This window comes from Paenibacillus sp. FSL K6-2524, from assembly GCF_038005525.1.
GTDB lineage: Bacteria > Bacillota > Bacilli > Paenibacillales > Paenibacillaceae > Fontibacillus > Fontibacillus anaericanus.
Map to the genome: position 1 here is coordinate 6,196,106 of NZ_JBBOSP010000001.1, position 22,909 is coordinate 6,219,014.

25 protein-coding genes and 1 tRNA gene are annotated in these 22,909 nt (G+C 41.0%); 4 read left to right on the forward strand and 22 right to left on the reverse strand.

Annotation, left to right across the window (positions count from 1 at the left end):
* Positions 1–101: 101 nt before the first annotated feature.
* Positions 102–542: a CBS domain-containing protein gene (locus tag NST85_RS28780; protein ID WP_341191043.1), complete on the reverse strand. Its 441-nt coding sequence runs from the start codon at positions 540–542 to the stop codon at positions 102–104.
* A 169-nt stretch (positions 543–711) separates the two neighbouring features.
* A complete protein-coding gene (locus tag NST85_RS28785; RefSeq protein WP_211350066.1) occupies positions 712–1,761 on the reverse strand; it encodes an LCP family protein in 1,050 nt (349 codons plus the stop codon).
* Positions 1,762–2,116: 355 nt separating this feature from the next.
* On the opposite strand from NST85_RS28785, the gene NST85_RS28790 reads away from it, so the two are divergent.
* On the forward strand, positions 2,117–3,193 hold the full coding sequence (locus NST85_RS28790) for a helix-turn-helix domain-containing protein (RefSeq protein WP_127191500.1): 1,077 nt from the start codon (positions 2,117–2,119) through the stop codon (positions 3,191–3,193).
* Between the two features lie 338 nt (positions 3,194–3,531).
* Here NST85_RS28790 and NST85_RS28795 read toward each other — a convergent pair whose 3' ends face one another.
* From NST85_RS28795 to rpsF, 8 genes are all read right to left on the reverse strand, one after another.
* Positions 3,532–4,497: an ABC transporter ATP-binding protein gene (locus tag NST85_RS28795; protein ID WP_127191499.1), complete on the reverse strand. Its 966-nt coding sequence runs from the start codon at positions 4,495–4,497 to the stop codon at positions 3,532–3,534.
* Entirely contained in the window at positions 4,494–5,483 is a 990-nt protein-coding gene (locus NST85_RS28800) for an ABC transporter ATP-binding protein (protein WP_127191498.1), read from the reverse strand. The genes NST85_RS28795 and NST85_RS28800 overlap by 4 nt, the downstream gene beginning before the upstream one ends.
* A 111-nt stretch (positions 5,484–5,594) precedes the next feature.
* Positions 5,595–6,503 (reverse strand): oligopeptide ABC transporter permease, encoded by a 909-nt coding sequence (gene opp4C / locus NST85_RS28805; RefSeq protein WP_127191685.1) that lies wholly within the window; start codon positions 6,501–6,503, stop codon positions 5,595–5,597.
* Positions 6,504–6,530: 27 nt separating this feature from the next.
* Positions 6,531–7,493 (reverse strand): ABC transporter permease, encoded by a 963-nt coding sequence (locus NST85_RS28810; protein WP_127191497.1) that lies wholly within the window; start codon positions 7,491–7,493, stop codon positions 6,531–6,533.
* 65 nt (positions 7,494–7,558) lie between these two features.
* A complete protein-coding gene (locus tag NST85_RS28815; protein ID WP_127191496.1) occupies positions 7,559–9,316 on the reverse strand; it encodes an ABC transporter substrate-binding protein in 1,758 nt (585 codons plus the stop codon).
* 377 nt (positions 9,317–9,693) lie between these two features.
* The gene (rpsR, locus tag NST85_RS28820; protein ID WP_127191495.1) at positions 9,694–9,963 is read right to left on the reverse strand and encodes a 30S ribosomal protein S18; all 270 of its coding nucleotides are present in this window, start codon (positions 9,961–9,963) and stop codon (positions 9,694–9,696) included.
* Positions 9,964–9,984: 21 nt separating this feature from the next.
* Complete coding sequence (gene ssb, locus NST85_RS28825; RefSeq protein ID WP_127191494.1) at positions 9,985–10,494, reverse strand: single-stranded DNA-binding protein; 510 nt, start codon at positions 10,492–10,494, stop codon at positions 9,985–9,987.
* Positions 10,495–10,535: 41 nt separating this feature from the next.
* The gene (gene rpsF / locus NST85_RS28830) at positions 10,536–10,820 is read right to left on the reverse strand and encodes a 30S ribosomal protein S6 (RefSeq protein ID WP_127191493.1); all 285 of its coding nucleotides are present in this window, start codon (positions 10,818–10,820) and stop codon (positions 10,536–10,538) included.
* Positions 10,821–11,066: 246 nt separating this feature from the next.
* On the opposite strand from rpsF, the gene NST85_RS28835 reads away from it, so the two are divergent.
* Entirely contained in the window at positions 11,067–11,264 is a 198-nt protein-coding gene (locus NST85_RS28835) for a YjzC family protein (protein ID WP_127191492.1), read from the forward strand.
* A 378-nt stretch (positions 11,265–11,642) separates the two neighbouring features.
* On the opposite strand, the gene NST85_RS28840 is transcribed toward NST85_RS28835, so the two are convergent.
* The 4 genes from NST85_RS28840 to NST85_RS28855 form a co-directional block, all read right to left on the reverse strand.
* Positions 11,643–11,733, reverse strand: a tRNA-Ser gene (locus tag NST85_RS28840).
* Between the two features lie 86 nt (positions 11,734–11,819).
* The gene (locus tag NST85_RS28845) at positions 11,820–12,044 is read right to left on the reverse strand and encodes a DUF951 domain-containing protein (RefSeq protein ID WP_127191491.1); all 225 of its coding nucleotides are present in this window, start codon (positions 12,042–12,044) and stop codon (positions 11,820–11,822) included.
* Positions 12,045–12,128: 84 nt separating this feature from the next.
* Entirely contained in the window at positions 12,129–13,013 is an 885-nt protein-coding gene (locus NST85_RS28850) for a mechanosensitive ion channel family protein (protein ID WP_246054011.1), read from the reverse strand.
* 10 nt (positions 13,014–13,023) lie between these two features.
* On the reverse strand, positions 13,024–13,275 hold the full coding sequence (locus NST85_RS28855; protein ID WP_127191490.1) for a DUF3343 domain-containing protein: 252 nt from the start codon (positions 13,273–13,275) through the stop codon (positions 13,024–13,026).
* 157 nt (positions 13,276–13,432) lie between these two features.
* Between NST85_RS28855 and yyaC the strand changes: the two genes are divergently transcribed.
* A complete protein-coding gene (gene yyaC / locus NST85_RS28860) occupies positions 13,433–14,041 on the forward strand; it encodes a spore protease YyaC (RefSeq protein WP_341191044.1) in 609 nt (202 codons plus the stop codon).
* Here the strand turns inward: yyaC and NST85_RS28865 are convergent.
* From NST85_RS28865 to noc, 5 genes are all read right to left on the reverse strand, one after another.
* The gene (locus NST85_RS28865; RefSeq protein ID WP_341191045.1) at positions 14,013–14,513 is read right to left on the reverse strand and encodes a DUF4446 family protein; all 501 of its coding nucleotides are present in this window, start codon (positions 14,511–14,513) and stop codon (positions 14,013–14,015) included. The genes yyaC and NST85_RS28865 overlap by 29 nt on opposite strands.
* Before the next feature lie 29 nt (positions 14,514–14,542).
* On the reverse strand, positions 14,543–15,700 hold the full coding sequence (locus NST85_RS28870; protein ID WP_341191185.1) for an aminotransferase class V-fold PLP-dependent enzyme: 1,158 nt from the start codon (positions 15,698–15,700) through the stop codon (positions 14,543–14,545).
* Positions 15,701–15,816: 116 nt separating this feature from the next.
* Positions 15,817–16,656: a ParB/RepB/Spo0J family partition protein gene (locus tag NST85_RS28875; protein ID WP_341191046.1), complete on the reverse strand. Its 840-nt coding sequence runs from the start codon at positions 16,654–16,656 to the stop codon at positions 15,817–15,819.
* Complete coding sequence (locus tag NST85_RS28880; protein ID WP_127191485.1) at positions 16,649–17,410, reverse strand: ParA family protein; 762 nt, start codon at positions 17,408–17,410, stop codon at positions 16,649–16,651. The genes NST85_RS28875 and NST85_RS28880 overlap by 8 nt, the downstream gene beginning before the upstream one ends.
* Positions 17,411–17,609: 199 nt before the next feature.
* Positions 17,610–18,428, reverse strand: a complete 819-nt coding sequence (noc, locus tag NST85_RS28885) for a nucleoid occlusion protein (RefSeq protein WP_127191484.1) — start codon at positions 18,426–18,428, stop codon at positions 17,610–17,612.
* Between the two features lie 76 nt (positions 18,429–18,504).
* Between noc and NST85_RS28890 the strand changes: the two genes are divergently transcribed.
* Positions 18,505–18,675 carry a hypothetical protein gene (locus tag NST85_RS28890; RefSeq protein ID WP_341191047.1) on the forward strand — a complete coding sequence of 57 codons (171 nt, stop codon included), beginning with the start codon at positions 18,505–18,507 and terminating at the stop codon, positions 18,673–18,675.
* 94 nt (positions 18,676–18,769) lie between these two features.
* Here the strand turns inward: NST85_RS28890 and rsmG are convergent, their stop codons facing one another.
* The 3 genes from rsmG to mnmE form a co-directional block, all read right to left on the reverse strand.
* Positions 18,770–19,492 (reverse strand): 16S rRNA (guanine(527)-N(7))-methyltransferase RsmG, encoded by a 723-nt coding sequence (gene rsmG / locus NST85_RS28895; protein ID WP_307402501.1) that lies wholly within the window; start codon positions 19,490–19,492, stop codon positions 18,770–18,772.
* A 3-nt stretch (positions 19,493–19,495) separates the two neighbouring features.
* Positions 19,496–21,382, reverse strand: coding sequence for a tRNA uridine-5-carboxymethylaminomethyl(34) synthesis enzyme MnmG (gene mnmG, locus NST85_RS28900; protein WP_341191186.1), 1,887 nt, complete (start codon positions 21,380–21,382; stop codon positions 19,496–19,498).
* A 146-nt stretch (positions 21,383–21,528) separates the two neighbouring features.
* Positions 21,529–22,908 carry a tRNA uridine-5-carboxymethylaminomethyl(34) synthesis GTPase MnmE gene (mnmE, locus tag NST85_RS28905; protein ID WP_307402505.1) on the reverse strand — a complete coding sequence of 460 codons (1,380 nt, stop codon included), beginning with the start codon at positions 22,906–22,908 and terminating at the stop codon, positions 21,529–21,531.
* Position 22,909 lies beyond the last annotated feature (1 nt).

The window sequence follows — 22,909 nt, forward strand, 5'->3', positions numbered from 1 at the left end:
TCCCCAAAAATAGCTTTATTCTTCATTATAGCATAAAGCAATTCCTCCACGAGATGCAAACCAAATCGGTACTATAAAAACCCTTTATAGATAAAAATTTTTCATCTATTCTCATTATTCGCTTGAAGCTCTCGCTCTCGTGTGACCAGTTTCTCACAATATTCAATAATTTGGCTACGGCGTACAATTCCGATAAATCGCCCTATATCATCTACAACGGGAACGAAGTTTTGGACCTTAGCCAAACTAATTAGACCTTCCATATTCTCATCGATCAGTACCGGCTTGATGTCCATTTTCAGTGGAACATCCTTTAACAGAAACTTTGAAGCGGTCTCAAAAGTAACCTTTCCGCCTGAATTTTTCATATACCAGAGCAGATCACCTTCCGTCACCGTTCCTACATACACCCCATCCTTACCGATAATCGGAACGGCAGTGTACCGGTGGTATTCCATTCGCTCCAGCGTTTGCCGCAAAGTGTAATCCATTGTAACCGCGACGACATCATTCTTCGGCAATAAAAAGAACGCAATATTCATGAGAACAAAATCCTCCCTTACCTTTTCAGATTCCCCTATTTGTAACGTTTCAAAACAACAATCGTTCCATCAATGGCGACAAATCGGCAGCCGGAGACCGGACTGCCGAAGGATAAGCCTGAGCCAAATGGCCCTTATTTAAAATATGATACCTTAGTGCCTCTCATTCTTACTCTTGTTCCCGTGATTCAGGTTTGATGAGTTCTTCTGTCTTCGTATCCGGATTGGACCAGTTTTCGATCATCTGCTTGGCAAATGCTAGGTCCTCTTCATTCGCAATATCGTAGTAAACACCATTCATGCGTTTGCCTTCACCAACAATCGTAAACCCGCTAATTTCAGGACGCCCACCAAGCAATATGGTCTTCGCTAGCTCGATAATTGAATTAGGTTGCATATCGGTCTTGAAATTATCTCCAAGCATATCAATCAAATCAGGTATCTTAGATACTTGATTCAATTTCAGCATCCGATCTACTAGTGCATTTAGAAACACCTGATGCCGCTTCGTCCGATTCACACCACTATCCTCACGGTAGCGGACATAGTTCAAAGCCTCTTGCCCATCATATAGTGGCTTTCCCGCTTTGATCGTAAACTTCTCATGATCTTTTTCTTTATTCACGATATCTTCGGTAATCGGAAGCTCAATACCGCCTAGTGCATCCACTACTTCACGAAGTCCCTCGAAATTAATTGCTGCATAATAATCCAGATCATACCCAATAAAGTTCTTCACTGTATCCTTAGCCATCTTCTCACCGCCATAAGCGTAGGCGTGATTGATCTTATCTTCCTTATCCTTGCCGACAATCTCGGTATAGGTGTCGCGCGGAATCGATATGAGCAATACCTTGGAATCCTGCGGACGTACAACCGAATAAATTAAGGTGTCAGAACGTGAAGGTTCATTCTCACGCTGATCAATACCTAGTAAAAGCATACTAAACGGATCGATCTCCTTTGCTACCACGACAGGCTTAGCAACCTCTCCCTCTATGGGAGCATAGGATTTCTCCAACTGTTTCTCCACTTGTCCAGAAAAGAACAAATCAAACGTCATGAGAGCTAACGGCTCCCGGAATATATAACCCCCTGTTCCCGCAATAATCAAGACCAATAGCGTGATCAGGGCAACTTTTCCTCTATTTTTACGCTTCTTATTTTTATTTTGTTTGTTACTTTGCTTGCTACGTACTCGTGTCGTTCTTTCCAATATCGTCTGCCTCCATTTGTGGTTTTAGAATAATAGAATAATAGAATATAGATTAATAGAATCAAGTCCGCATAGTAAGCTCTCTTCTATAATTGTAATATCAAGTTTTCAAATAGAAGCTACAAAATAGTAATATTAATTTAACAAAGCTTACCAGTCGGGAACAGTGACATTTATTGATGCTGCATCAAGATTACCAGTCCGGCGAAGAAACCAAATGAACCCTATCGGATACTTTCCGTACTATACCACAATAACACATGGAGGAATTTCGATACAAATAGTGCCCTATATACCACAAGAAATATCAAATAAAAGAAATGATTACCTCTTATAATTTTATTTAGGAGTGAGATAGATGAACGAACAGCTACAGCTTATGATTGATTGGATTGAAGACAATTTAAATAATCAATTTTCATTAAATGAACTATCTATTTATATGGGATATTCCCCTTATTATTGTTCGTTTAAATTTCACCAAGTAACAGGTATAAGTATTAGGCGCTATATTCTTTTTAGAAAATTGTATTTATCCACGAAAGATTTGGCAAATAACAGGAAGATAATTGACGTTGCCTTTGATTACGATTATTCTTCGCAAGAAGCATATAGCCGAGCCTTTAAAACTGTATTTGGTATCAGTCCTAGAGAATATCAACTTAACCAATTGCCTGTTCAGTCATTTGTTAAACTCACTCTGAATAAAGACGAGGAATGGTGTAAAATGGACGTTTCTAGAAAAATTGAGGTTGAACGGTTACAACATAAGCATAGCGAGTTGTTTGACAAAGACGTACTCAACATATTGAATGGGCAAATTATGTATGAGAATTTTAAAGATAACAGACTCATGGGAGATTCTGATTACGCTCCATTTAATGAAGCCATGTGTGTAAATGCGACCACAAAACAAGTTTTTGATAAAGAGTTTATATACACACGAGCTTTCGGACATCATGATTCAGTAGAGAATTATATCAATAAGGTCATTGATCCATTAGACAATCTTTTTAATAACGAATATAAATGTATCGTATTGTGGTTTGGTGAAGACATGTTTTGTCAAATGAACCTGCTTACCCTACTTTCCTATCTTGAACAGTCAGGTTATGAGGGGAAAGTATTCTTAAACAGTTTCAGAGAGGATGAATTTAAAGTTAATCAAACTGAACTTAAATTAGGCCATTATTATTCTGTATACAAAGAAGTATTGGTCCATCATACTAAACCATCAAATGAACTACTTCCCGTCATGTATCAGGCCATAGACATCTATTTAAATATGCTCAAAGAAGATAATGAAGTAGTAAAATATATTTCTAAAAATAAAGATTTAACGACATCAGAATTAATTAAGAGGTTATTTGCTCTGTTCCCAACAGTAGGCTATGGAGATTCACAATATATAGAGATTATTAATAAAATTAAATGAAAATCGGAAGTGGTCGTCGATCGAGGACCGCAATGCTGACGGATTCTCCTTACGATCGCTAGTTAGCTTTCCTAGAAAAGCTTTGAACCAGAATTAAAAACGTCAGGGAAAAATGCCCTGACGTTTCTGTAAAATCTTCTATATTAGTAATATTAAATAAAGATGATATGGCGGAGGGAGTGAAATGATTCTGAAGAAGCGGAGCGTTCGCCTTTGTCCCCGAATTTCAACCTATTAAACAAATTAATCAAGAAATTCGGGGACAACAGCGATCGTAAGAACATTTCACTTTCGCAGCTTGTAATCAAATTAGTAATTCTACTTATATAGTTACCCTTTTACACAAGGTGGCAAGCAACAAGATGATCGTTGCCCATATTGCGATATTCTGGTACCTGTTGCTTACAGAGATCTGTTGCTACAGGGCAACGCGTATGGAACTTACATCCAGATGGTGGATTTGCCGGACTCGGTATATCACCTTGTAGAACAATCCGGTCTCTCTTATACGTTGGATCGGGTACTGGAATAGCAGACATTAGCGCCTTCGTATATGGATGAAGTGGATTGCGGAACATTTCTTCCTTACTAGCCATCTCTACCATAGACCCAAGATACATAACACCTACGCGGTCACACAGATGTTCTACCACACTTAAATCATGCGAAATAAACAAATAAGTCAATTGTTTGTCGCGCTGCAAATCACTAAGCAAATTAATAATTTGCGCTTGGATCGATACGTCCAGAGCGGATACTGGCTCATCTGCTACAATAAATTCCGGGTTCATAATCAATGCACGGGCAATTCCGATACGTTGTCTTTGCCCACCAGAGAATTCATGTGGAAAGCGATCATATTGATATGGAGCAAGTCCGCAAATATTCATCGTTTCTAATACTCGCTCACGCACTACCTTCGGGTCGGTTACTCCATGATCAAACAACGCCTCACCAATCGCTCGCCCCACTTTAATCCGCGGATTCAGTGAACTAAACGGATCCTGGAACACGATTTGCATCTTCGGACGCATACGTCTTAATTCTTCTTTAGGCAGCTTATAAATGTCCTTGCCTTGGAACAGTACATTTCCAGACGTCTTTTCATGTAACCGTAGAATAGTCCGACCTATCGTACTCTTTCCACAGCCGGATTCGCCTACTAGACCAAAGGATTCCCCTCTATGTATACGAAAGGAAACATCATCAACTGCCTTAACATGTCCTACTGTACGTTGAAAAACCCCACCGCTTATGGGGAAGTATTTCTTTAAATTGTCTACTTGCATTAAGACTTCACTCAAAGTACTTCCCCCTCTTTCTCATATAACCAGCAAGCTGATTTATGGGTGTATTTCCCATGTGATCTAAACGGTGGTTGCTTCTCCTTACATATATCCATGCAGAATTCGCAACGCTCGTGGAAGTGACAGTTATTACCTAGATCAATTGGGTTAGGTACTTGGCCAGGAATCGAATATAACCGCTCTTGTTTTTGGTTGATAACTGGCTTAGCTTTCAACAACCCTTTGGTGTAAGGGTGCTGTGGATCTTGGAACAATTCCAAGACAGGAGCTTCTTCGATCACCTTACCTGCATACATAACAACCACATAGTCAGCCATTTCAGCAACTACACCCAAATCATGAGTAATTAACATAATAGACGTATTGAGCTTCTGCTTAATGTCACGCATCAAGTCTAGAATCTGTGCTTGAATCGTCACGTCGAGTGCGGTTGTTGGTTCATCAGCGATGAGCAACTTAGGATCGCAGCTTAGTGCAATGGCGATCATAATCCGCTGACGCATCCCCCCACTTAATTCATGCGGATAAGAATCAAAGATCTTCTCTGCACGTGGTATGCCGACGAGATTAATCAGCTCAATTGCCCGCTTCTTAGCTGCTTTACGATCTAACAGCATATGCAGAATCAAGGGCTCAGTAATTTGCTCTCCAATGGATAACACTGGATTAAGGGATGACATAGGTTCTTGGAAAATCATTGAAATCTGATTGCCGCGAATCCGTGACATTTCCCTTTTACTTAATTTGAGCAGATCTTTTCCTTCGAAAAAGATTTCTCCTCCGACAATTTGCCCTGGCGGTGTTTCTATCAATTGCATAAGCGACATTGCTGTCACACTCTTACCGCAACCCGACTCACCAACAACACATAACGTTTCACCCTCACGAATGGTAAAACTTACACTGTCCACAGCTTTTACTGTGCCTGCTGTTGTCTTAAAGTGTGTCTCCAAATTACGGAACTCTACTAAATCTTTTGCCATATTGCATCTCCCATCTTGAAGATATCGGCCTCACCCATGAGACCGACGTTGTTCAAGGCAGCAGCCCTCGCTGCTTGCATCAATCACTTGTACTTTTTATCAAATGAATGTTTATTTCTTAGTTTTAGGATCTAATGCGTCGCGAAGTCCATCACCAATCAGGTTAATCGCTACGGTTGTGATAAGAATACAAGTGCCTGGTGGAATCCATAACCAAGGTCTCTTGCGGAAATCAATCAAATTATTTGCTGCCGAAATCATGTTACCCCAAGATGGGGTTGGTGGTACGACACCAATACCTAGGAAACTCAGTGCTGATTCCGATAGAATTGCACCAGCTACACTAAGCGTTGCGGTAACGATAATAACAGGAACCGTGTTCGGCAATAAATGCTTAAATATTTTCCGAGTATCCTTAAGACCGAGTGCTTCAGTCGCTTGCATAAATTCTTGTTCACGAAGCGTAAGAATCTGTCCCCGTACAAGTCGTGCTAGAGTAGTCCAGTTTAGAATTCCAATAATCACCATTAGATAATATATTCTAATATTCGGATGAACCTTAAGATCAGATAGAACAGCTCCCAAAATAATCAAGATGGGCAGTGACGGAAGTGCCATAAAAATATCGGCAACTCGCATAATAATTGTATCTACAAATTTCCCATAAAATCCAGCTAATGCGCCCAATGTAGCACCGATTATTACGGTTATTAATGTAGCAACAAGTCCAACTAAAAGGGAAATCCGACCAGCCAACATCACGCGAAGCAGCATATCTCTTCCAAGCTTATCTGTACCCAACCAATAAGTTGAGCTAGGTGCTAGATTCTTAAGCTTAGAATTATAATCAAAAAGATTATATGGCGAGAAAAGCGGACCTAAGAAACAGAACATAAACATAAACACTATCAATATAAATCCGATTACCGCAAGCCGATTTTTGGTAAAACGGCGCCATGCCGTCTTCCACGGCGAATCAACAGCCTTGGCTGGGGAATTTGTATTCTTTGTTATAGGCATAACATCAGCAGACAACGCAATCTCCTCCTACTTTAAACGAATTCTGGGGTCTGCAATTCCATAGAGCACGTCGGCGAGCAAATTACCCACTAAGGTCAGCATAGCTAGAAAGATTGTAAACCCTAGCATAAAGGGATAATCTCTCATATTAATCGAACTAAGATACACATGACCGATACCAGGCCAAACAAATATTTGCTCCATAATCATAGCTCCACCGAACAAAGCAGGCAGTTCAAACCCAAGTAGAGTGATTGCAGGAATCATCGCATTCCGAAATGCATGCTTAAAAATGACTGTTCGTTCTTTAAGACCTTTCGCCCGGGCAGTCCGAATATAATCCTGCCTAATAACTTCGAGCATACTGGTACGGAAGTAACGCGTTAAGCTACCCGTAGACAACATGGTCAGTACCATAATAGGTAAGAATGCATGTTTAATTACATCTTTAATATAAATCCATCCGCTACCATTTAACCCCGCTGTTGTCATCCCACCGACTGGGAATAACTTCAAGTCTAGTGCGAGGAATTTGATCAACAATAGACCTATAAAAAAGGAAGGTAATGACATACATATAAAAACTAACAGTGTAATTATTTTATCAAATAGCGAATATTGAAACTTGGCAGAAAATATACCCGTAATAATCGCAATACTCCAACTAAGGATCAACGAACAGAATCCGATAATAAATGAATTCCATACAAAAGTATTAATAACGGCAGTTACGGGTTTTTTGTGCTGCATAGAATCCCCGAAATTACCCTTAATCATGTTACCTGCCCATATGAAATAACGTTGATAGTCTGGCTTATCCAGCCCGTATATGGCTCTTAGTTGTTCCTGCTTTTCGATAGACATATTCGGATTCGCCCGCGCTGTAATGTAATCCCCTGGTACCATCGCTGAAATGGCAAAAATAATGATTGAAATGCCGATTAGCGTAGGAATCATCTGCAACAGCCGTCGAATGATATACTGCTTCATTCTTATTCCCCCTGGCTATAAGTGGATATGCCCAGCTCTTATGAGCTGAGCATATCTAATGTACTTTATTGTTGTAATTCAACTTGGTACAAGCTGAAAGGGAAATCCTTATACGGCGAGATGTCGAATCCTTGCGCTCTAGCATTAATAGCATTCATATTATTTCTTTGATACAAGAAGATGTTAGGAATATCTTTATTCATCTCTTGGTACATCTCTTTATAGTACACTTTACGTTTTTCGGTATCCATTTCCTTCTTAGCCTTAGCCATCAACTCATCGACTTTAGCATTGGAATATCCTGTATCGTTCTGTGCACCATTAGTAATATATACTGTGTTGTCTGGATCTGGTGTCAAGCCCCAAGCAGCGAAGTACATATCGAAATCGCCTTTTGTTTTCTTGTCTATGATCGCATTAAAGTCAAGCGTTTCTGCAATAATATCAATGCCTAAATCTTTGTAGTTTGTAGTCATAATTGGCAATAATGCCTCTACAACCGGGTTGTCTGCAGTAGCGGAGAAGTTAATTTTGAATTTTTCTCCATCTTTCTCACGAATGCCGTCTGCTCCAACAACCCAACCTGCTTCATCCAGTAATGCTTTTGCTTTTTCTAAATCGAAATCGTAAGTTTCGATATTCTCATCAGTAAATGCCCATGATACTTTCGATTCTGGAATATTGATTACATCAGCATAAGGTCCGTAGATACCTTTTACAATGTCTTCACGATTCAAACCATAAGTAAGTGCTTGGCGTACTTTTTGATCTTGGAATTTCTTAAGCTTATGGTTAAATCCAATGTAGCCATAACCATTGTTAGGCAAAAGGTTAATGTCCATGAATCCCAAAGCTTTCAATGCTTCTACATTATCTTCCGAAACGTTAATTTCGTTCATATCCGTTTCACCGGATTCTAACATCGCTAGGTTAGTTGAATCCGTTGTTGTTTTGTAAATGAGATTCTTAATTTTTGGAGCTCCATTGAAATAGTTCTCATTAGCTTCTAGAACGATTTCTTGTCCAGCTGTGTAGCTCTTCAATTTGTATTGACCGCTACCCATAGGTTTGCTGTTCAATGCTTTAACGGATTCCAAGTTGCCTTGTTTGTAGTCCTTACCATAATAAGCTTCAGACAAAATATATACATAGCCCAGATCTACTGGAGTCAGAGCCGAATATTCGGATACAGTTATTTCAACTGTGTTGTCATCAATAACTTTAATCCCTGAGATATCACTTGCAGTGCCATCATGATATTCTTGACCACCAACAATGTGAGCAGATAGTACATCTGATTCTCCATCATAGGTTGCATCATGGAACAATTTCATTGTGAACAAATAGTCTTTCGCTGTAAGTGGAGTGCCATCACTAAATGTAACTCCTGGTTTCAAGTGGTACGTATATTTCAAACCATCTTCCGATATATCCACTTTCTCAGCCAAGCTGTTTTCATAACTTCCGTCAGCTTTAAATGCTACGAGTGTATTAAAGATGGAATAATTCACATAGTAATCATATGCTGTTTCCATAAATAGTGGGCTAAATACCCCTTTAGGATCGGTCATACCAATAATCATTGTATCTTTGCGGTTATTAGCCAATGCTGGGCTAAGCGAAGGATCTTCTGCTTTAATCAACCCACTAGCTTCTTCCCCTGCTGGCTCCGCAGGTGTGTTTGTTTCCCCCGTGTTTTCCGTGTTTGCGCTGTTTGTTGGTGCTGGCTCATTATTAGCAGCTTTGTTATTGCCGCCACATGCGGACAATGCCATTGTTAATGCAAGTACAAGCACTAACGTTAAACTCCATTTCTTTGTCATGCAAATTCTCCTCCTTTTAATATTTGTTATTTATATATTATAAAAATAATATATCTAGTAGGATCAGCACCCATCGGGTAAACTGAGGGTAACACTTACTAAAATTATGTCTTCTACTATATACTGAAACGGGAGTGAAATAATGACCAAAGGTCAATTGAAGAGTAGAATAATCCAAGTGGCAATTGTATGTAAGGTTGCATGTAAGGTATCTTGACACGAGTAAAACGATTTATTTAATAATATAACCCAAATTGAATAATATTCCAAGCATTTTAATTTATATTTTATTCATAAAACTTTGCACTAATTAAAAAAAATTTTATAACAAAAAAGCAGCCGAAGTTTTCGGCTGCTTAATTTATGCTTATCTATTCCTACTCCGTAGTGTACGGAAGCAAAGCGATTTGACGTGAGCGTTTGATGGCAATCGTCAAAAGGCGTTGATATTTAGCACTAGTACCTGTTACACGACGTGGCAAAATCTTACCACGTTCGCTGATGAATTTCTTCAACAACTCGATGTCTTTATAATCAATGTGGTTGATTTTATTTACAGTGAAGAAACACACTTTACGACGTTTGTTACGTCCGCCGCGGCGAGCTGGTCTCTTGTCGTCTCCGCCTTCTCTTGGTTTGAAGCTCATGCTATTCAGTCCTTTCCGTTTTTAAAATGGCAAATCGTCATCCGAAATATCGATCGGTTTCCCGTCATCGGAGAAAGGATCCTTATTGTTTCTCGAGGAATTATCGCTACGATTATTATAGTTACTGCTGCTGCTATTGCTATTGCTAGCACTGCCGCCGCCACTATACGGAGCTTCCTCTCGTGGTCCACTACCACCGGTACCACCTTCGCGGTTCGATTCTAAGAAACGGACATTATCGGCAATCACTTCAGTCACGTATACACGTTTTCCTTCGTTATTCTCGTAATTCCGTACTTGAATACGTCCCTCTACAGCAGTCAAACGGCCTTTACGCAAGTAGTTTGCGCATGTCTCCGCCAACTGTCTCCACGTTACAACCGGAATAAAATCTGCTTCGCGTTCCCCACCTTGTGATGTAAACGGTCGATCCACAGCAATTGTGAATTGGGTAACTGCTACACCCGCTGGTGTATAACGTAGCTCCGGGTCCTTGGTTAGACGTCCGATTAGAATGACACGGTTCAACAATGTAATCCCCTCCTTCGGGCAAGTGTTTACAAACCTGAATGTTAGGCTACTGCTTTAGTAATGAGATAACGGATAACCTCGTCGGATATCTTCATAACCCGCTCAAGCTCAGTAATAACATCTGGCGTTGATGTGAAGTTCACAAGAACATAAACTCCATCACGGATTTTGTTAATCTCATACGCAAGGCGACGTTTGCCCATCACGTCATGTTTCGTAATTTCACCGCCGTTTTGGATGATGCCTTGGAATTTTTCGACTGCTGCTTGAATTGCTTCTTGCTCAAGTTCAGGACGAAGAATGTACATCACTTCATATTTGCGCATATATTTCACCTCCTCTTGGACTATGGCCCCCAACTGTTACTCTGGGAGCAAGGAACGAGCTTATACTCGAACCATATTAATATATCAAATTTACGGACTCAGTGCAAGTTTCTGACGATATGTAGGAAAGGTTACCTGTCCTGGGGTTTTCTCCATCTATAGAATAAGTCCTCATTTAGCACATGTTTAAAAGATCCTCTGCGCACAATATATCTGAATCCCTTTACACCAGAAAGGAGGCACACCATGGGCGAGAAGACTGAATTTGAACCAGGCGATAAAGCACCCAACCCGGGTATTTACACTGAGGTCGGAGAAGCGCGAAGTTTTCACACTGAAATTCAAAATCCAAAGCGGATTGAGATGGAGAAAGGCGACACGTTTCCTGGCACATCCAATAAAAATCGCAAGTGGAAAAAGGCTGAAAAAGCCCGCGTACATTAATTGAATAATTAATTGTAAGGTCGCACATAATAACTTCAGACGGCGTACAAAAGAGAGGTGTGGTTCCGTTGGACTATTCTGCGAAACAAACCAACCGTTCGGAGTCTTATTCACCACAGTTGTAGAAGCTAAGATTACGGTTAAGGAGGACCCCTCTTCCTGATCCGTACTGCATAAAAAAGCATATATCTAACGTTTCTGAGTCGTGAGAGAAGAATTCCATTACGTACGCCGTCGAACTTAAAGAAGGACCCATCTGGGTCCTTCTTTTCTGCGCTCATATTTCCTTCATACATACAAATATGACCCCTCTTACATTAGTAAGAAGGGTCATCATAATTTACATACTATAAGTTAATTTAAGGGGTAAGTTGAAAATGGCGGAGAGGGTGGGATTCGAACCCACGCACGCTGTGACACGCCTAACTGATTTCGAGTCAGCCCCCTTGGGCCTCTTGGGTACCTCTCCGCAGCAAGAATGATTGTACCACGAAACCGTATTCTTTGCAATAAAAAAGGCCTTCAAAGAATGGCCTCTTATCTGCTATCGCTTCACTATTCGTTTGTTTTGGGGTCTTCCACCATTATAGCCGTGGACCGAAGTACCTTACGCATGTTCTTCTCAAACTTTGCACGGGGAACAAGCACACTGTGTTTACATCCTACACATTTGATTCGTATATCCATCCCCATCCGGATAATCTCCATCTCGGAACTACCACAAGGGTGATTCTTCTTCATCTGTACGACATCACCTAATTGAAACTGTTTCCGTTCCATGACTATTCCCCCTTTAAGCCTCTAACTGATCACAAGCCATACGATGACAACATCTCTTCCTTAACATCCCTTTTATCCTGCTTTTTACGAATGATCCGTCGCCGGCTTTAACAGTTCAGCTTGCTCAAGTGCTTCCTTAGCATAAGCCTGGATTAATCGCTCCATTTCACCTTTTGAACCCGGAGGGCACTCCACTGCAATCCGTAGAACAAATTCGCTTGCCGTTAGCGACTGAATGCCAAGAACATTAGGTACTTGTTCTACATTATTATTATTCTCTTTCAGATCCAGCATAGCTTTTCTCAACATTGAGATGCTCTCTTCTAGCTTCATTTTATTACTGAATGGTAAATCAACAACCGCCAAAGCGTTACCTAAAGAATAGTTTGTCACATTCGTGATAAGACCGTTTGGGACGATGTGAACTTCACCTGTATAGCTCACAAGCCTCGTTGAACGCAGACCAATCATTTCAACTGTTCCTTTCAGCGTCCCTGTCTGGATGACATCCCCTACAGCAAATTGATCTTCTAATATAACAAAAAATCCTGTGATCACATCTTTGACTAAGCTTTGAGCACCAAACCCTACTGCTAATCCTAGCACTCCAGCTCCCGCCAATAATGGAGCCAGTTTAAAGCCAAACTCCCCCAAGACCAGCATCAACATAATTAAATTACTGGTAAAAGATGTAATATTCTTTAGTAACTCACCAACTGTAATGAACCTTCGAGGATTCATTTGTAGACGGCTTTTCTCCCGCCGTTCCAAAGACTGATCTATTAATCGGTGAATGATCTTAATAAAAATTCTCGTCAATATAAAAATAAGCAAGACTCGTAGCCCAGCAAACAGGACACTCTGCCACATTTCCATATTTGTTAGCCAATCCCAGATCTTATCACTCCATTTGTTTGTAGCTGCAACAAGTTCCGTCGTTCCCATAGTATCAATAAACTGTCCGATCATAGTTCCCCTCCTAAAGCCTAATATAATCATATCCCACTGCGCTCTTAGAGTAAATCCCGCGGATCTCTACGCTTTCACGGATAATAATCTCTTTGACAATATCTAGGGAGTCTCTAGGAAATTCGATCGACAACGCACATCCTGCAGTGATCTCTTTGGGTGTCGGAAATAAATCAATTTCAACTTCGGCAAACTCTAGAAGCATCTCGGCGCGCAGCGCCTGTTGAGTAGAATCAAATGCTATCACTAGTCCCGTCTCCACGAGCACCCACCTCCTTATGTAATCGCGACTTTAGTCGGAGTATATTATTGTTTTTTATTCCATATACTATCTACTAATATTCAATAAAACCATTTCTCCCAGAGATGGATACCGCCTATTAGGCTGGCAAAGTTACTTGAGAGGAAGGGAAGATTCTATGGCACCTTTGGAACATTCTAATTCGGCACAAGAAATTTCGTGTTTAAAAGTCCCTCATACCGAACCGGGCATTCATTCAGCCATTATCCATCGATTGTTGCTTCATTTCGCCAAAGTTTCTCCAGGTCAAGATATTGTTGTCATATGCATCGGTACGGACCGTTCCACTGGGGATTGCCTGGGGCCACTCGTTGGTACTTCACTAGCTAAATTAGCTAGTCCCCACTTCCATCTATATGGAACACTGGAGGAACCTGTTCATGCCATGAATTTAAATGATACATTAGATAAAATTAATCAGAGATTTATTGATCCGTTCATCATCGGAATCGACGCCTGTCTTGGACAGACAAGCAGTGTAGGCTCCATTCAGGTGGTTCAGGGTCCTTTGCGTCCTGGAGCGGGTGTAAATAAACAATTACCGCCGGTCGGCGATATCCATCTTACGGGTATCGTCAATGTCGGCGGCTTCATGGAATATTTCGTCCTGCAAAATACCCGGCTAAGTCTTGTTATGCGGTTATCGGAGATCATTTCTAGTTCTCTCTATACTGCAATTAAGGAATGGAACCGAGGATTTATCCCTCTTGTCCGGCGAGAACAATAGCCTCTTTCTCTTCGGCTGAGAGTGCATGATTAGATTCGCCTTTGGTCAATCCTTTTGCATAGACGTAGGAACCATCTCGGCTATATAATCCAGTAATAACAACTCCATCTTTATCATCGTTGACAAACGCTACGGAAAAGCTCAAATCGCTTCCACGTTCAGAAAATGCGTTGTAACGTTTAATCCCAATCTTAGCTTTTTGCTTCGGCAGTAGAGTATTCAGTACGCCAAGCTGCCTTAGCTGTTCCTCTTGTGCATCCTCAATTTTGCCCTGCTGCACTTTTAAATCGATGAGTAGATCTTCCAGGTTTTCAATTCCGGTGCTTTCCATCATCATCGCATATTTTTTACGCATATTCCGCAGCTTGGCACCCTGAACCAAATTCCATACGAACAACCACACCATCACGACAACTAGCCCGCCTACAATCCATACCAATTGATCTAAAATCAGATTATTCCATTCTGTCATGCTCTTTCCTTCTCCTCTATAGTTAAATATCAATTAGCTAATAATCGTATGGCTGAAACAAGACTTCTTACTTCTTCAATGGTCGTATCATATCCTACACTCGCTCGTACTGCTCCACCCTCTGATGTTCCAGCTGATTGATGACCTAACGGAGTACAATGGTACCCTGCCCGTACTGCGATACTAAATTCCCTATCTAATAGGAAAGCAATTTCCGCGGCGTCTCGTCCAATTAAATTAAAAGAAACAATTCCTGTTCGCGGCTTTCCCAGGTTTGGCCCAAGTAAGGTGACTCCTTGTATATCCTTCAAGCCCTCTATCAGTACCTGCGTAAGTTGCCATTCTCGCGCGTATATGTTGGACACTCCTCGCTTCAGAATGACATCAACACCCGCTGCTAAACCTGCAATCCCTACTGTATTAGCAGTACCTGCCTCATAGCGATCTGGACGCACACTAGGCTGTTCAAGTTCCTCCGATTGGCTCCCAGTCCCTCCATGTAATAATGGCTCTAGATCGAGCTTAGAAGCAATGTACAGCCCTCCGGTTCCTTGTGGACCAAGTAATCCTTTATGTCCTGGAAAGGCCAGTAGGTCTATGCCCATCTGCTGTACATCTATAGGATATACTCCTGCAGTTTGTGCTGCATCTACTAGAAACACAGCGTCATGTTGATGAGCTATCTGTCCCAATTCTTCTATCGGCAATATGCTCCCTAGCAAGTTAGAACTATGTGAGCAAACCAGCATTCGGGTCTGAGGCCTAAAGGCATCTCTCACCTCGTCCAGATCTACTTCCCCTTGGGCGTTAACGGCTACATAATCAACCATTACCCCTTGCGTTCTCTTTAAAAACTCTAGCGGTCTTCTAACTGAATTATGTTCGATCATTGTCGCTATCACATGATCCCCAGGCTTCAGGTAACCTTTTATCGCTAAATTCAGTGCCGTGGTTGTATTAGATGTAAATACAATGTCATTAGGGTTGGAAACATTAAACAATTTTGCAAGTTTTGTTCGGGCTTTGAATAACACTCTTCCTGCTTGCAATGCCATTCCGTAATTTCCACGGCCAGGGTTAGCCGCTGGCCCATCTAGGGTGTTTAACATTGCTTTCCCTACCTCAGGAGGTTTTGGCCAAGACGTTGCAGCATGATCTAAATATATAATAGATTTCTCGTCCAAGATACTCCTCCTAAAAGTTAAATAATGACATTTGTATGCTCATTCAGATTAAGAATGACATACCCCTATTTCTTCAAGAGTTTCCCTCCTGTAAGAAGTAATGGATATGTCATTATTGGTTAATTAAGTATGTCTAGCAATCTTTGCAGATCCTCTTGACTATAGTAATTAATTTCAATTTTTCCTTTTTCCTTGTTTGCCTTTATCTTGACCGTTGTCTTATAACGTTCTCGCAAACTCTCTTCTACTTCATCTATATATGGATCTCTTTTTTTGTTGGAAACTTTTGGTTTTTCGCTCTTCTTGCGATCCATTTGCTGTAGTGCATCTTCTAACTCACGAACACTCCATTCATGGTCGATACACTGTTGAGCAAGTTGTTTTATTGTTGCTGCATCCTTTAAACCAACTAATGCTCGTGCATGTCCCATTGACAGTGTTCCACGTGAAACATCTTCTTTCACTTCTTCAGGTAATGATAGTAACCGCAGGAAGTTAGCAATATGCGAACGTGACTTACCAACCTTCAATGAAAGTTCTTCTTGCGTCAATTTGAATTGATCCATTAACCCTTGATAAGCAACTGCCACTTCCATTGCATTTAAGTTTTCGCGTTGTAGATTCTCGATTAATGCAATCTCCATGACCTGTTGGTCGGAGAATGAGCGAACCACAGCAGGCACAGTCGAATTCCCACAGAATTGGGAAGCCCGAAACCTACGTTCCCCTGCAATGATTTCATACCCCTTCATCACACTGCGAACAATAATCGGCTGAATAACACCATGCTGTCGAATTGATTCAGCTAATTCACGAATAGCATCTTCATCAAAAACTTTACGTGGTTGATAAGGATTTGCTCGAAGTTGATTTAATGGAATATCAATTACTTTATCATCGGCATCAACAGAAAGAGAGGGAATAAGTGCATCAAGTCCCTTTCCCAATCGTTTATTCATATGAGACCACTTCCTTTGCCAACTCTAAATATACCTCAGCACCCTTTGAACGCGGATCATATGTAATGATAGATTGACCGTGTGATGGTGCTTCGCTTAAACGAACGTTACGAGGAATAACTGTCTTGTATACCTTCTGTTGAAAATACTTCTTAACTTCCTCTATTACCTGAATACCTAAATTGGTACGAGCATCAAACATCGTCAACAATACCCCTTCGATTTGCAATGAGGTGTTCAGATGTTTCTGAACCAACCGAACAGTGTTCAGTAATTGGCTCAATCCCTCCAACGCATAATACTCACATTGAATTGGAATAAGTACCGAATCTGCAGCAGTTAATGAGTTAATTGTAAGAATTCCAAGAGACGGAGGACAATCAATAAGAATGTAATCATATAAATGTTTAACTTGCTGTATGGACTTTTTTAGTCGAACTTCACGAGATATCGTTGGTACGAGTTCAATTTCTGCTCCCGCCAGTTGAATTGTAGCTGGGATAATATCCAGTCCATCAACCTCTGTACTAACAATGGCTTCTTTGGGATTGACCTCATTAATAAGCACATCATAAATACAATTGGCGACATCCGCTTTATTTATTCCAACTCCGCTAGTTGTGTTACCCTGTGGATCAATATCGATAAGCAGTACTTTTTTACCTATGGCAGCAAGTCCTGCTCCCAAATTAACGGAAGTTGTCGTTTTACCGACGCCTCCCTTTTGGTTAGCAATGGCAATGATTTTGGACAATTCATTCACCTCAAATATAATTAGAAAAATCCTTCTGTAGTTCATGATCATCAAGTATCCACTAAGTTGTAGCTACAAAAAGATCAAAGCGCACTATCTGAATTACCCAATACAACTATCCGACAACTCCGCTAACCAATACTGCCAACTAGGAAACTATAATTCTATGTAACACTTAATTGCTTTACTAGAAATAAAACTACCTTTTAGGAATCTGAATAACAATTTCATAGTGATCCTCATGATCACTTTCATTCGTCTTAATCTGTAGACCTGACCCAGATACCATATCAATAGATTGACGTATCGTGTTGAGCGCAAGTCTGACATCCTTTGTGAAGGAGATCCGTCTCGACGATTTCTTGTTCTTATTTACTTCTTTGTAAAAGGCAATTCGTGCTTCGCTCTGCTTAACATTTAACTCTTTGCTAATAATTTCGTTCAGCACTTTTGTTTGTAATTCCTCGGTATCCAGCGATAATAATGCTCTCGCATGTCGTTCTGTAATCTTACGCTCCATTAAAGCCGTCTTAACAACTTCTGGAAGATGTAAAAGTCTGATCTTGTTAGCAATGGTCGATTGGCTCTTACCGAGTCTTTGAGCCAGACTCTCCTGTGTTAATTGATGCAGGTCAATTAAATTCTGATAAGCCAATGCTTCTTCAATCGAAGTTAGGCCTTCACGTTGAAGATTTTCGATTAGGGCGATGGACGCCGCCTGTGAATCATTGAAATCCTTCACAATAGCGGGAATCGTATCCATTCCTAATTTTTTAACCGCACGCCAACGTCTTTCACCCGCAATAATTTCATACTTATCATTACGATAACGAACAACGATAGGTTGAATAATCCCCAATGTACGAATAGTTTGACACAACTCGTCAATCTTATCCTCATCAAAAATCGTCCGAGGTTGATATGGGCTACCCACAATCTCCCCGACCGGAACCTGCTTCACTTCTTCACTACTGGTTCGTTCGGTTAAACCGAACAATTTAGAAAATTGATCTTTCATTTCGTAGATTACCACCTAATTTCATAGTGACATAAGACGAAATGCCTTATGGGCTTCATTTTTGTTAAATTAAAAAATGAAAATGCTGTCAACGGGCGCACAATTCCCCTTTGAAGAAGACCTATCTCCTATGTATCCACTATTTAACAACCGCCATAAGCCGATTTGGTATCAAGTAGATGTGTTCGTGAACGAAATTCATTCAACAATTAGTAGTAATTCTATTCTACCACTTTTTGCCCAATAATCCTATTCTCTTTCAAATGTATTTTTGAGAGATTAATCCCCTTAGCATCATGTTTCACGTGGAACAATCTACTAAGGGGAAATAGGATTATAATTTATATAATTGGAGATTTCATAGGTGTTCCTGCCTTGCGCGGATACTTCTTAGGAGTTGCAAATGTCTTCTTGACGATAACAATATGTCTCTCTGAATTTTCCAGCGGCAGATTGAAATGGTGTTTGCCTACTAGCTTGCCTTTTAATTCTGACATGCTACGTGCAGACTCCATAATCTCTTCATTGGGATCACTGCCCTTCATCGCAGCAAAAATACCGCCTGGTTTAACAAATGGTAGGCAAAACTCATTTAATACAGCCATACGAGCTACAGCTCGAGCAGTAACCAAATCATAGGCATCTCTCTCTTGTTCCTTACGTGCTACATCCTCAGCCCGACCATGTATAAGTTTCACGTCTTTTAACCCAAGTTTATCCACTACATTTTGTAAAAAGAGGATCCGCTTATTGATTGAATCGACAATGGTCAATTTTAAATGAGGGAAACAAATCTTTAATGGAATACCAGGGAATCCAGCACCGGATCCAATATCGGCAAGAGTTGTTATCTCAGACATATCTAAATAGAAAGAAAGCGTCGCAGAATCATAGAAATGTTTGATATAGACCTGTTCCCGTTCTGTAATCCCTGTTAAATTCATTTTTTCGTTCCACTCAACCAATTCTTTGAAATAAATTTCAAATTGATTAAGTTGTTCTGCTGAGAGTTCGATTTGATGCTCTAGTAACAAATTGTGGAAATTTGATTGTATAGGATCCATATCTTACCCTCCCGCAGCGGTAACCCGGTTATAATGCTCCAAGTATACCAACAAAATAGAAATATCAGCAGGAGTCACACCAGAAATACGCGAAGCCTGACCTATAGAAATAGGACGAATCTTAGTCAGCTTTTGACAAGCCTCTATGGATAGACTATGGATAGCTTCGTACTTAATATTATCCGGAATTTTCTTCTTTTCCATTTTTTGTAATCTATTGACTTGGATTTCTTGCTTCTCAATATAACCGGCATATTTTATTTGAATCTCAACTTGTTCCATTACGTCCTCATCCAGTTCAACTTCTGATGGGAAGTACGAACTGATGTGAGCATAGTTAACTTCAGGACGACGAAGTATCGTCAGTAAATTACTTCCATCCGTTAACGGCGTGGAACCAATGGATTCCAACAGTGAGTTAATGGCATTAGGAGAAACAGAAGTCTTCTGCAAACGTAAGATTTCCTGTTCAATCTTTTCTTTTTTATCCAAAAAACGTTGATAACGATCTTCAGGAATCAAACCTATTTCATGACCGATCGGCGTCAAACGAAGATCCGCATTATCATGACGTAGTAGTAGTCTATATTCCGCACGCGAGGTGAGTAACCGATAAGGCTCATTCGTTCCTTTGGTTACCAAGTCATCAATCATTACACCAATATAACCTTGTGAACGATCAAGAATGATAGGTTCTTTGTCTTGTGCTTTACGAGCTGCGTTAATTCCCGCCATAACACCTTGACCTGCTGCCTCTTCATAACCTGAAGTACCATTAATTTGGCCCGCTGTGAAGAGTCCATGAATCTTTTTAGTTTCCAAAGAAGGCCACAACTGTGTTGGAACAACAGCATCATATTCAATAGCGTAACCATTACGCATCATCTCTACGTTTTGAAGACCCGGAATCGAGCGTAACATCTGAAGCTGTAAGTCCTCAGGCATACTAGTAGACAAGCCTTGGACATAATACTCGGACGTATTCTTACCTTCTGGCTCAAGGAAGATTTGATGCTTTTGCTTATCACTGAAACGCACTACTTTATCCTCAATCGATGGGCAATAACGAGGACCTGTTCCTTCAATAACTCCTGTATACATCGGTGCCCGGTGAAGATTGGCATTAATAATGTCGTGAGTAGTAACCGAGGTGTAAGTCAACCAGCAAGGCAATTGCTCGTTGTTAGATTCTTTAGTCTCATAGGAGAAAAACTTAACTTTTTCATCACCTGGTTGAATTTCCGTTTGAGAGAAATCAATCGTATCCTTATGCACACGAGGAGGTGTCCCTGTTTTAAAACGAACCAATTCAAGACCATGCTCTTTCAAGTTATGTGACAAATTCACCGAAGGTTGCTGGTTATTAGGTCCACTCTCATATGTCAGCTCACCCATAATTACTCTACCGCGCAAATAAGTTCCCGTCGTTACTACAACCGACTTGGCACGATATTCCGCTCCTGTCTTGGTGATAACGCCAACACATTTCCCATCTTCAACGATCAACTCTTCAACCATACCTTGACGGAGCGTTAGGTTGGGCTCTTTCTCCATCGTTTCTTTCATCGCGTGCTGATACAGGAATTTATCGGCTTGCGCACGAAGCGCATGTACAGCTGGACCCTTTCCCGTATTAAGCATGCGCATTTGAATGAAAGTCTTATCAATATTGCGCCCCATTTCGCCGCCGAGCGCGTCAACCTCACGAACGACATGCCCCTTTGCAGGACCACCAATAGACGGATTACATGGCATAAATGCAACCATGTCCAAATTGATCGTGATCATCAACGTATTACAACCCATGCGCGCGGCAGCAAGTGCTGCTTCACTACCCGCATGTCCGGCGCCAACGACAATCACATCGTAACTACCCGCATGATAGCTCATCATATATCTCCCCCTTTAACTTACAGAATATTATTTCATTACGTACTTTTTATGGATTAAAGCACTTTTTTTATATTAAAAATCTAATATTTAAAAACCTTCACTATCATCATACCATGAACAGACAATGACGATACACCCGGCCATTATTTACCCAGACAAAACTGCGAGAAAATTTGGTCAATTAACGCATCTGGCGCTGAGTCGCCAATAACTTCACCTAGTTGCTCCCAAGCTAGTCGCACATCAATTTGTAGAATATCAATAGGGACACCAATCTCCGTAGCCTGATAGGCATCTGCAAGTGACTGCTTCGCCTGCTTAAGCAATGCGATATGACGGACATTACTTACATAGGTAAGATCGCCCGACTCCAGCTTGCCCCCAAAGAACAACTGTGAGATAGCTTCTTCAAGATGATCTAGTCCTACCTGTGCTGTCACAGACAATTCAACGATAGCCTCAGCAGGAAAATAACGAGCTACTAATTCTCGATCCAAACGTTGTGGTAAATCAATCTTATTCAATAAAACGATAGTTGGACGGCCCTTAAATTGCTCCATGAGCCTAATCTCATCCTCATGTAACTCATCAGCACTATTCAGAACAAGCAATATTAAATCTGCATCATTTACCGCTGCCTTCGAACGCTCCACACCAATTTGCTCTACAATGTCCATAGTTTCACGTATTCCAGCCGTATCCAACAGTTTTAGTGGAATATTATTAATTGTTACATACTCCTCAATAACATCCCGTGTCGTTCCAGGAATATCCGTCACAATGGCTTTGTTTTCACGAGCAAGTGCATTTAACAACGAAGATTTACCTACATTAGGTCGCCCTATGATAGCCGTCGTAATCCCTTCACGGAGGATTTTCCCCTGATTAGCATTCTTTAAAAGCAGCTCAATACCTTCCGTCACTTCCGTGCACTTGTTCCTAATGAACTCCATCGTCATCGATTCCACATCATGCTCTGGATAATCGATATTGACCTCAATATGCGCCAACGTCTCCACCAGTGTATATCTTAGCGCCGTGATCTTGCGCGATAGATCGCCCTCCACTTGCTTCAATGCTACCGAAAATGCCCGATCCGACTTGGAACGAATCAAGTCAATAACCGCCTCCGCTTGCGTCAAATCGATCCGTCCATTCAGAAAGGCCCGCTTCGTGAACTCCCCCGGCTCAGCTAGACGAATCTCACGCTGTTCCAGCAGTAAGTCCATCACACGCTTAATCGAAATGATCCCGCCGTGCGTGCTGATCTCTACCACATCTTCCGTTGTGAACGATCGTGGGGCCCGGAATACCGTCACAAGCACTTCTTCCAACTTCTCCTCTGTACGAGGATCTATGATAAAACCATAATGCACCGTATGACTCTCGGCATCCTCTAACTTCGTCTTCGAGCGAAATAAACGCCCAACCTCACGGATCGATTCAGGTCCACTGACCCGGATGACCGCAATTCCACTCTCCCCCACCGCCGTCGAAATGGCGGCAATCGTATCGCTCAACATG

What these genes read in the sequence shown, in the direction of transcription:
- rpsR (WP_127191495.1), bottom strand. Translation starts at nt 9,963, where the DNA reads ATGAGCTTCAAACCAAGAGAAGGCGGAGACGACAAGAGACCAGCTCGC.
- NST85_RS28865 (WP_341191045.1), bottom strand. Translation starts at nt 14,513, where the DNA reads ATGACAGAATGGAATAATCTGATTTTAGATCAATTGGTATGGATTGTA.
- NST85_RS28835 (WP_127191492.1), top strand. Translation starts at nt 11,067, where the DNA reads ATGGGCGAGAAGACTGAATTTGAACCAGGCGATAAAGCACCCAACCCG.
- NST85_RS28815 (WP_127191496.1), bottom strand. Translation starts at nt 9,316, where the DNA reads ATGACAAAGAAATGGAGTTTAACGTTAGTGCTTGTACTTGCATTAACA.
- rsmG (WP_307402501.1), bottom strand. Translation starts at nt 19,492, where the DNA reads ATGGATCCTATACAATCAAATTTCCACAATTTGTTACTAGAGCATCAA.
- NST85_RS28890 (WP_341191047.1), top strand. Translation starts at nt 18,505, where the DNA reads ATGAAAATGCTGTCAACGGGCGCACAATTCCCCTTTGAAGAAGACCTA.
- yyaC (WP_341191044.1), top strand. Translation starts at nt 13,433, where the DNA reads ATGGCACCTTTGGAACATTCTAATTCGGCACAAGAAATTTCGTGTTTA.
- NST85_RS28780 (WP_341191043.1), bottom strand. Translation starts at nt 542, where the DNA reads ATGAATATTGCGTTCTTTTTATTGCCGAAGAATGATGTCGTCGCGGTT.
- NST85_RS28800 (WP_127191498.1), bottom strand. Translation starts at nt 5,483, where the DNA reads ATGGCAAAAGATTTAGTAGAGTTCCGTAATTTGGAGACACACTTTAAG.
- rpsF (WP_127191493.1), bottom strand. Translation starts at nt 10,820, where the DNA reads ATGCGCAAATATGAAGTGATGTACATTCTTCGTCCTGAACTTGAGCAA.
- NST85_RS28875 (WP_341191046.1), bottom strand. Translation starts at nt 16,656, where the DNA reads ATGAATAAACGATTGGGAAAGGGACTTGATGCACTTATTCCCTCTCTT.
- noc (WP_127191484.1), bottom strand. Translation starts at nt 18,428, where the DNA reads ATGAAAGATCAATTTTCTAAATTGTTCGGTTTAACCGAACGAACCAGT.
- opp4C (WP_127191685.1), bottom strand. Translation starts at nt 6,503, where the DNA reads ATGCCTATAACAAAGAATACAAATTCCCCAGCCAAGGCTGTTGATTCG.
- NST85_RS28845 (WP_127191491.1), bottom strand. Translation starts at nt 12,044, where the DNA reads ATGGAACGGAAACAGTTTCAATTAGGTGATGTCGTACAGATGAAGAAG.
- NST85_RS28790 (WP_127191500.1), top strand. Translation starts at nt 2,117, where the DNA reads ATGAACGAACAGCTACAGCTTATGATTGATTGGATTGAAGACAATTTA.
- NST85_RS28810 (WP_127191497.1), bottom strand. Translation starts at nt 7,493, where the DNA reads ATGAAGCAGTATATCATTCGACGGCTGTTGCAGATGATTCCTACGCTA.
- NST85_RS28850 (WP_246054011.1), bottom strand. Translation starts at nt 13,013, where the DNA reads ATGATCGGACAGTTTATTGATACTATGGGAACGACGGAACTTGTTGCA.
- mnmG (WP_341191186.1), bottom strand. Translation starts at nt 21,382, where the DNA reads ATGAGCTATCATGCGGGTAGTTACGATGTGATTGTCGTTGGCGCCGGA.
- mnmE (WP_307402505.1), bottom strand. Translation starts at nt 22,908, where the DNA reads ATGTTGAGCGATACGATTGCCGCCATTTCGACGGCGGTGGGGGAGAGT.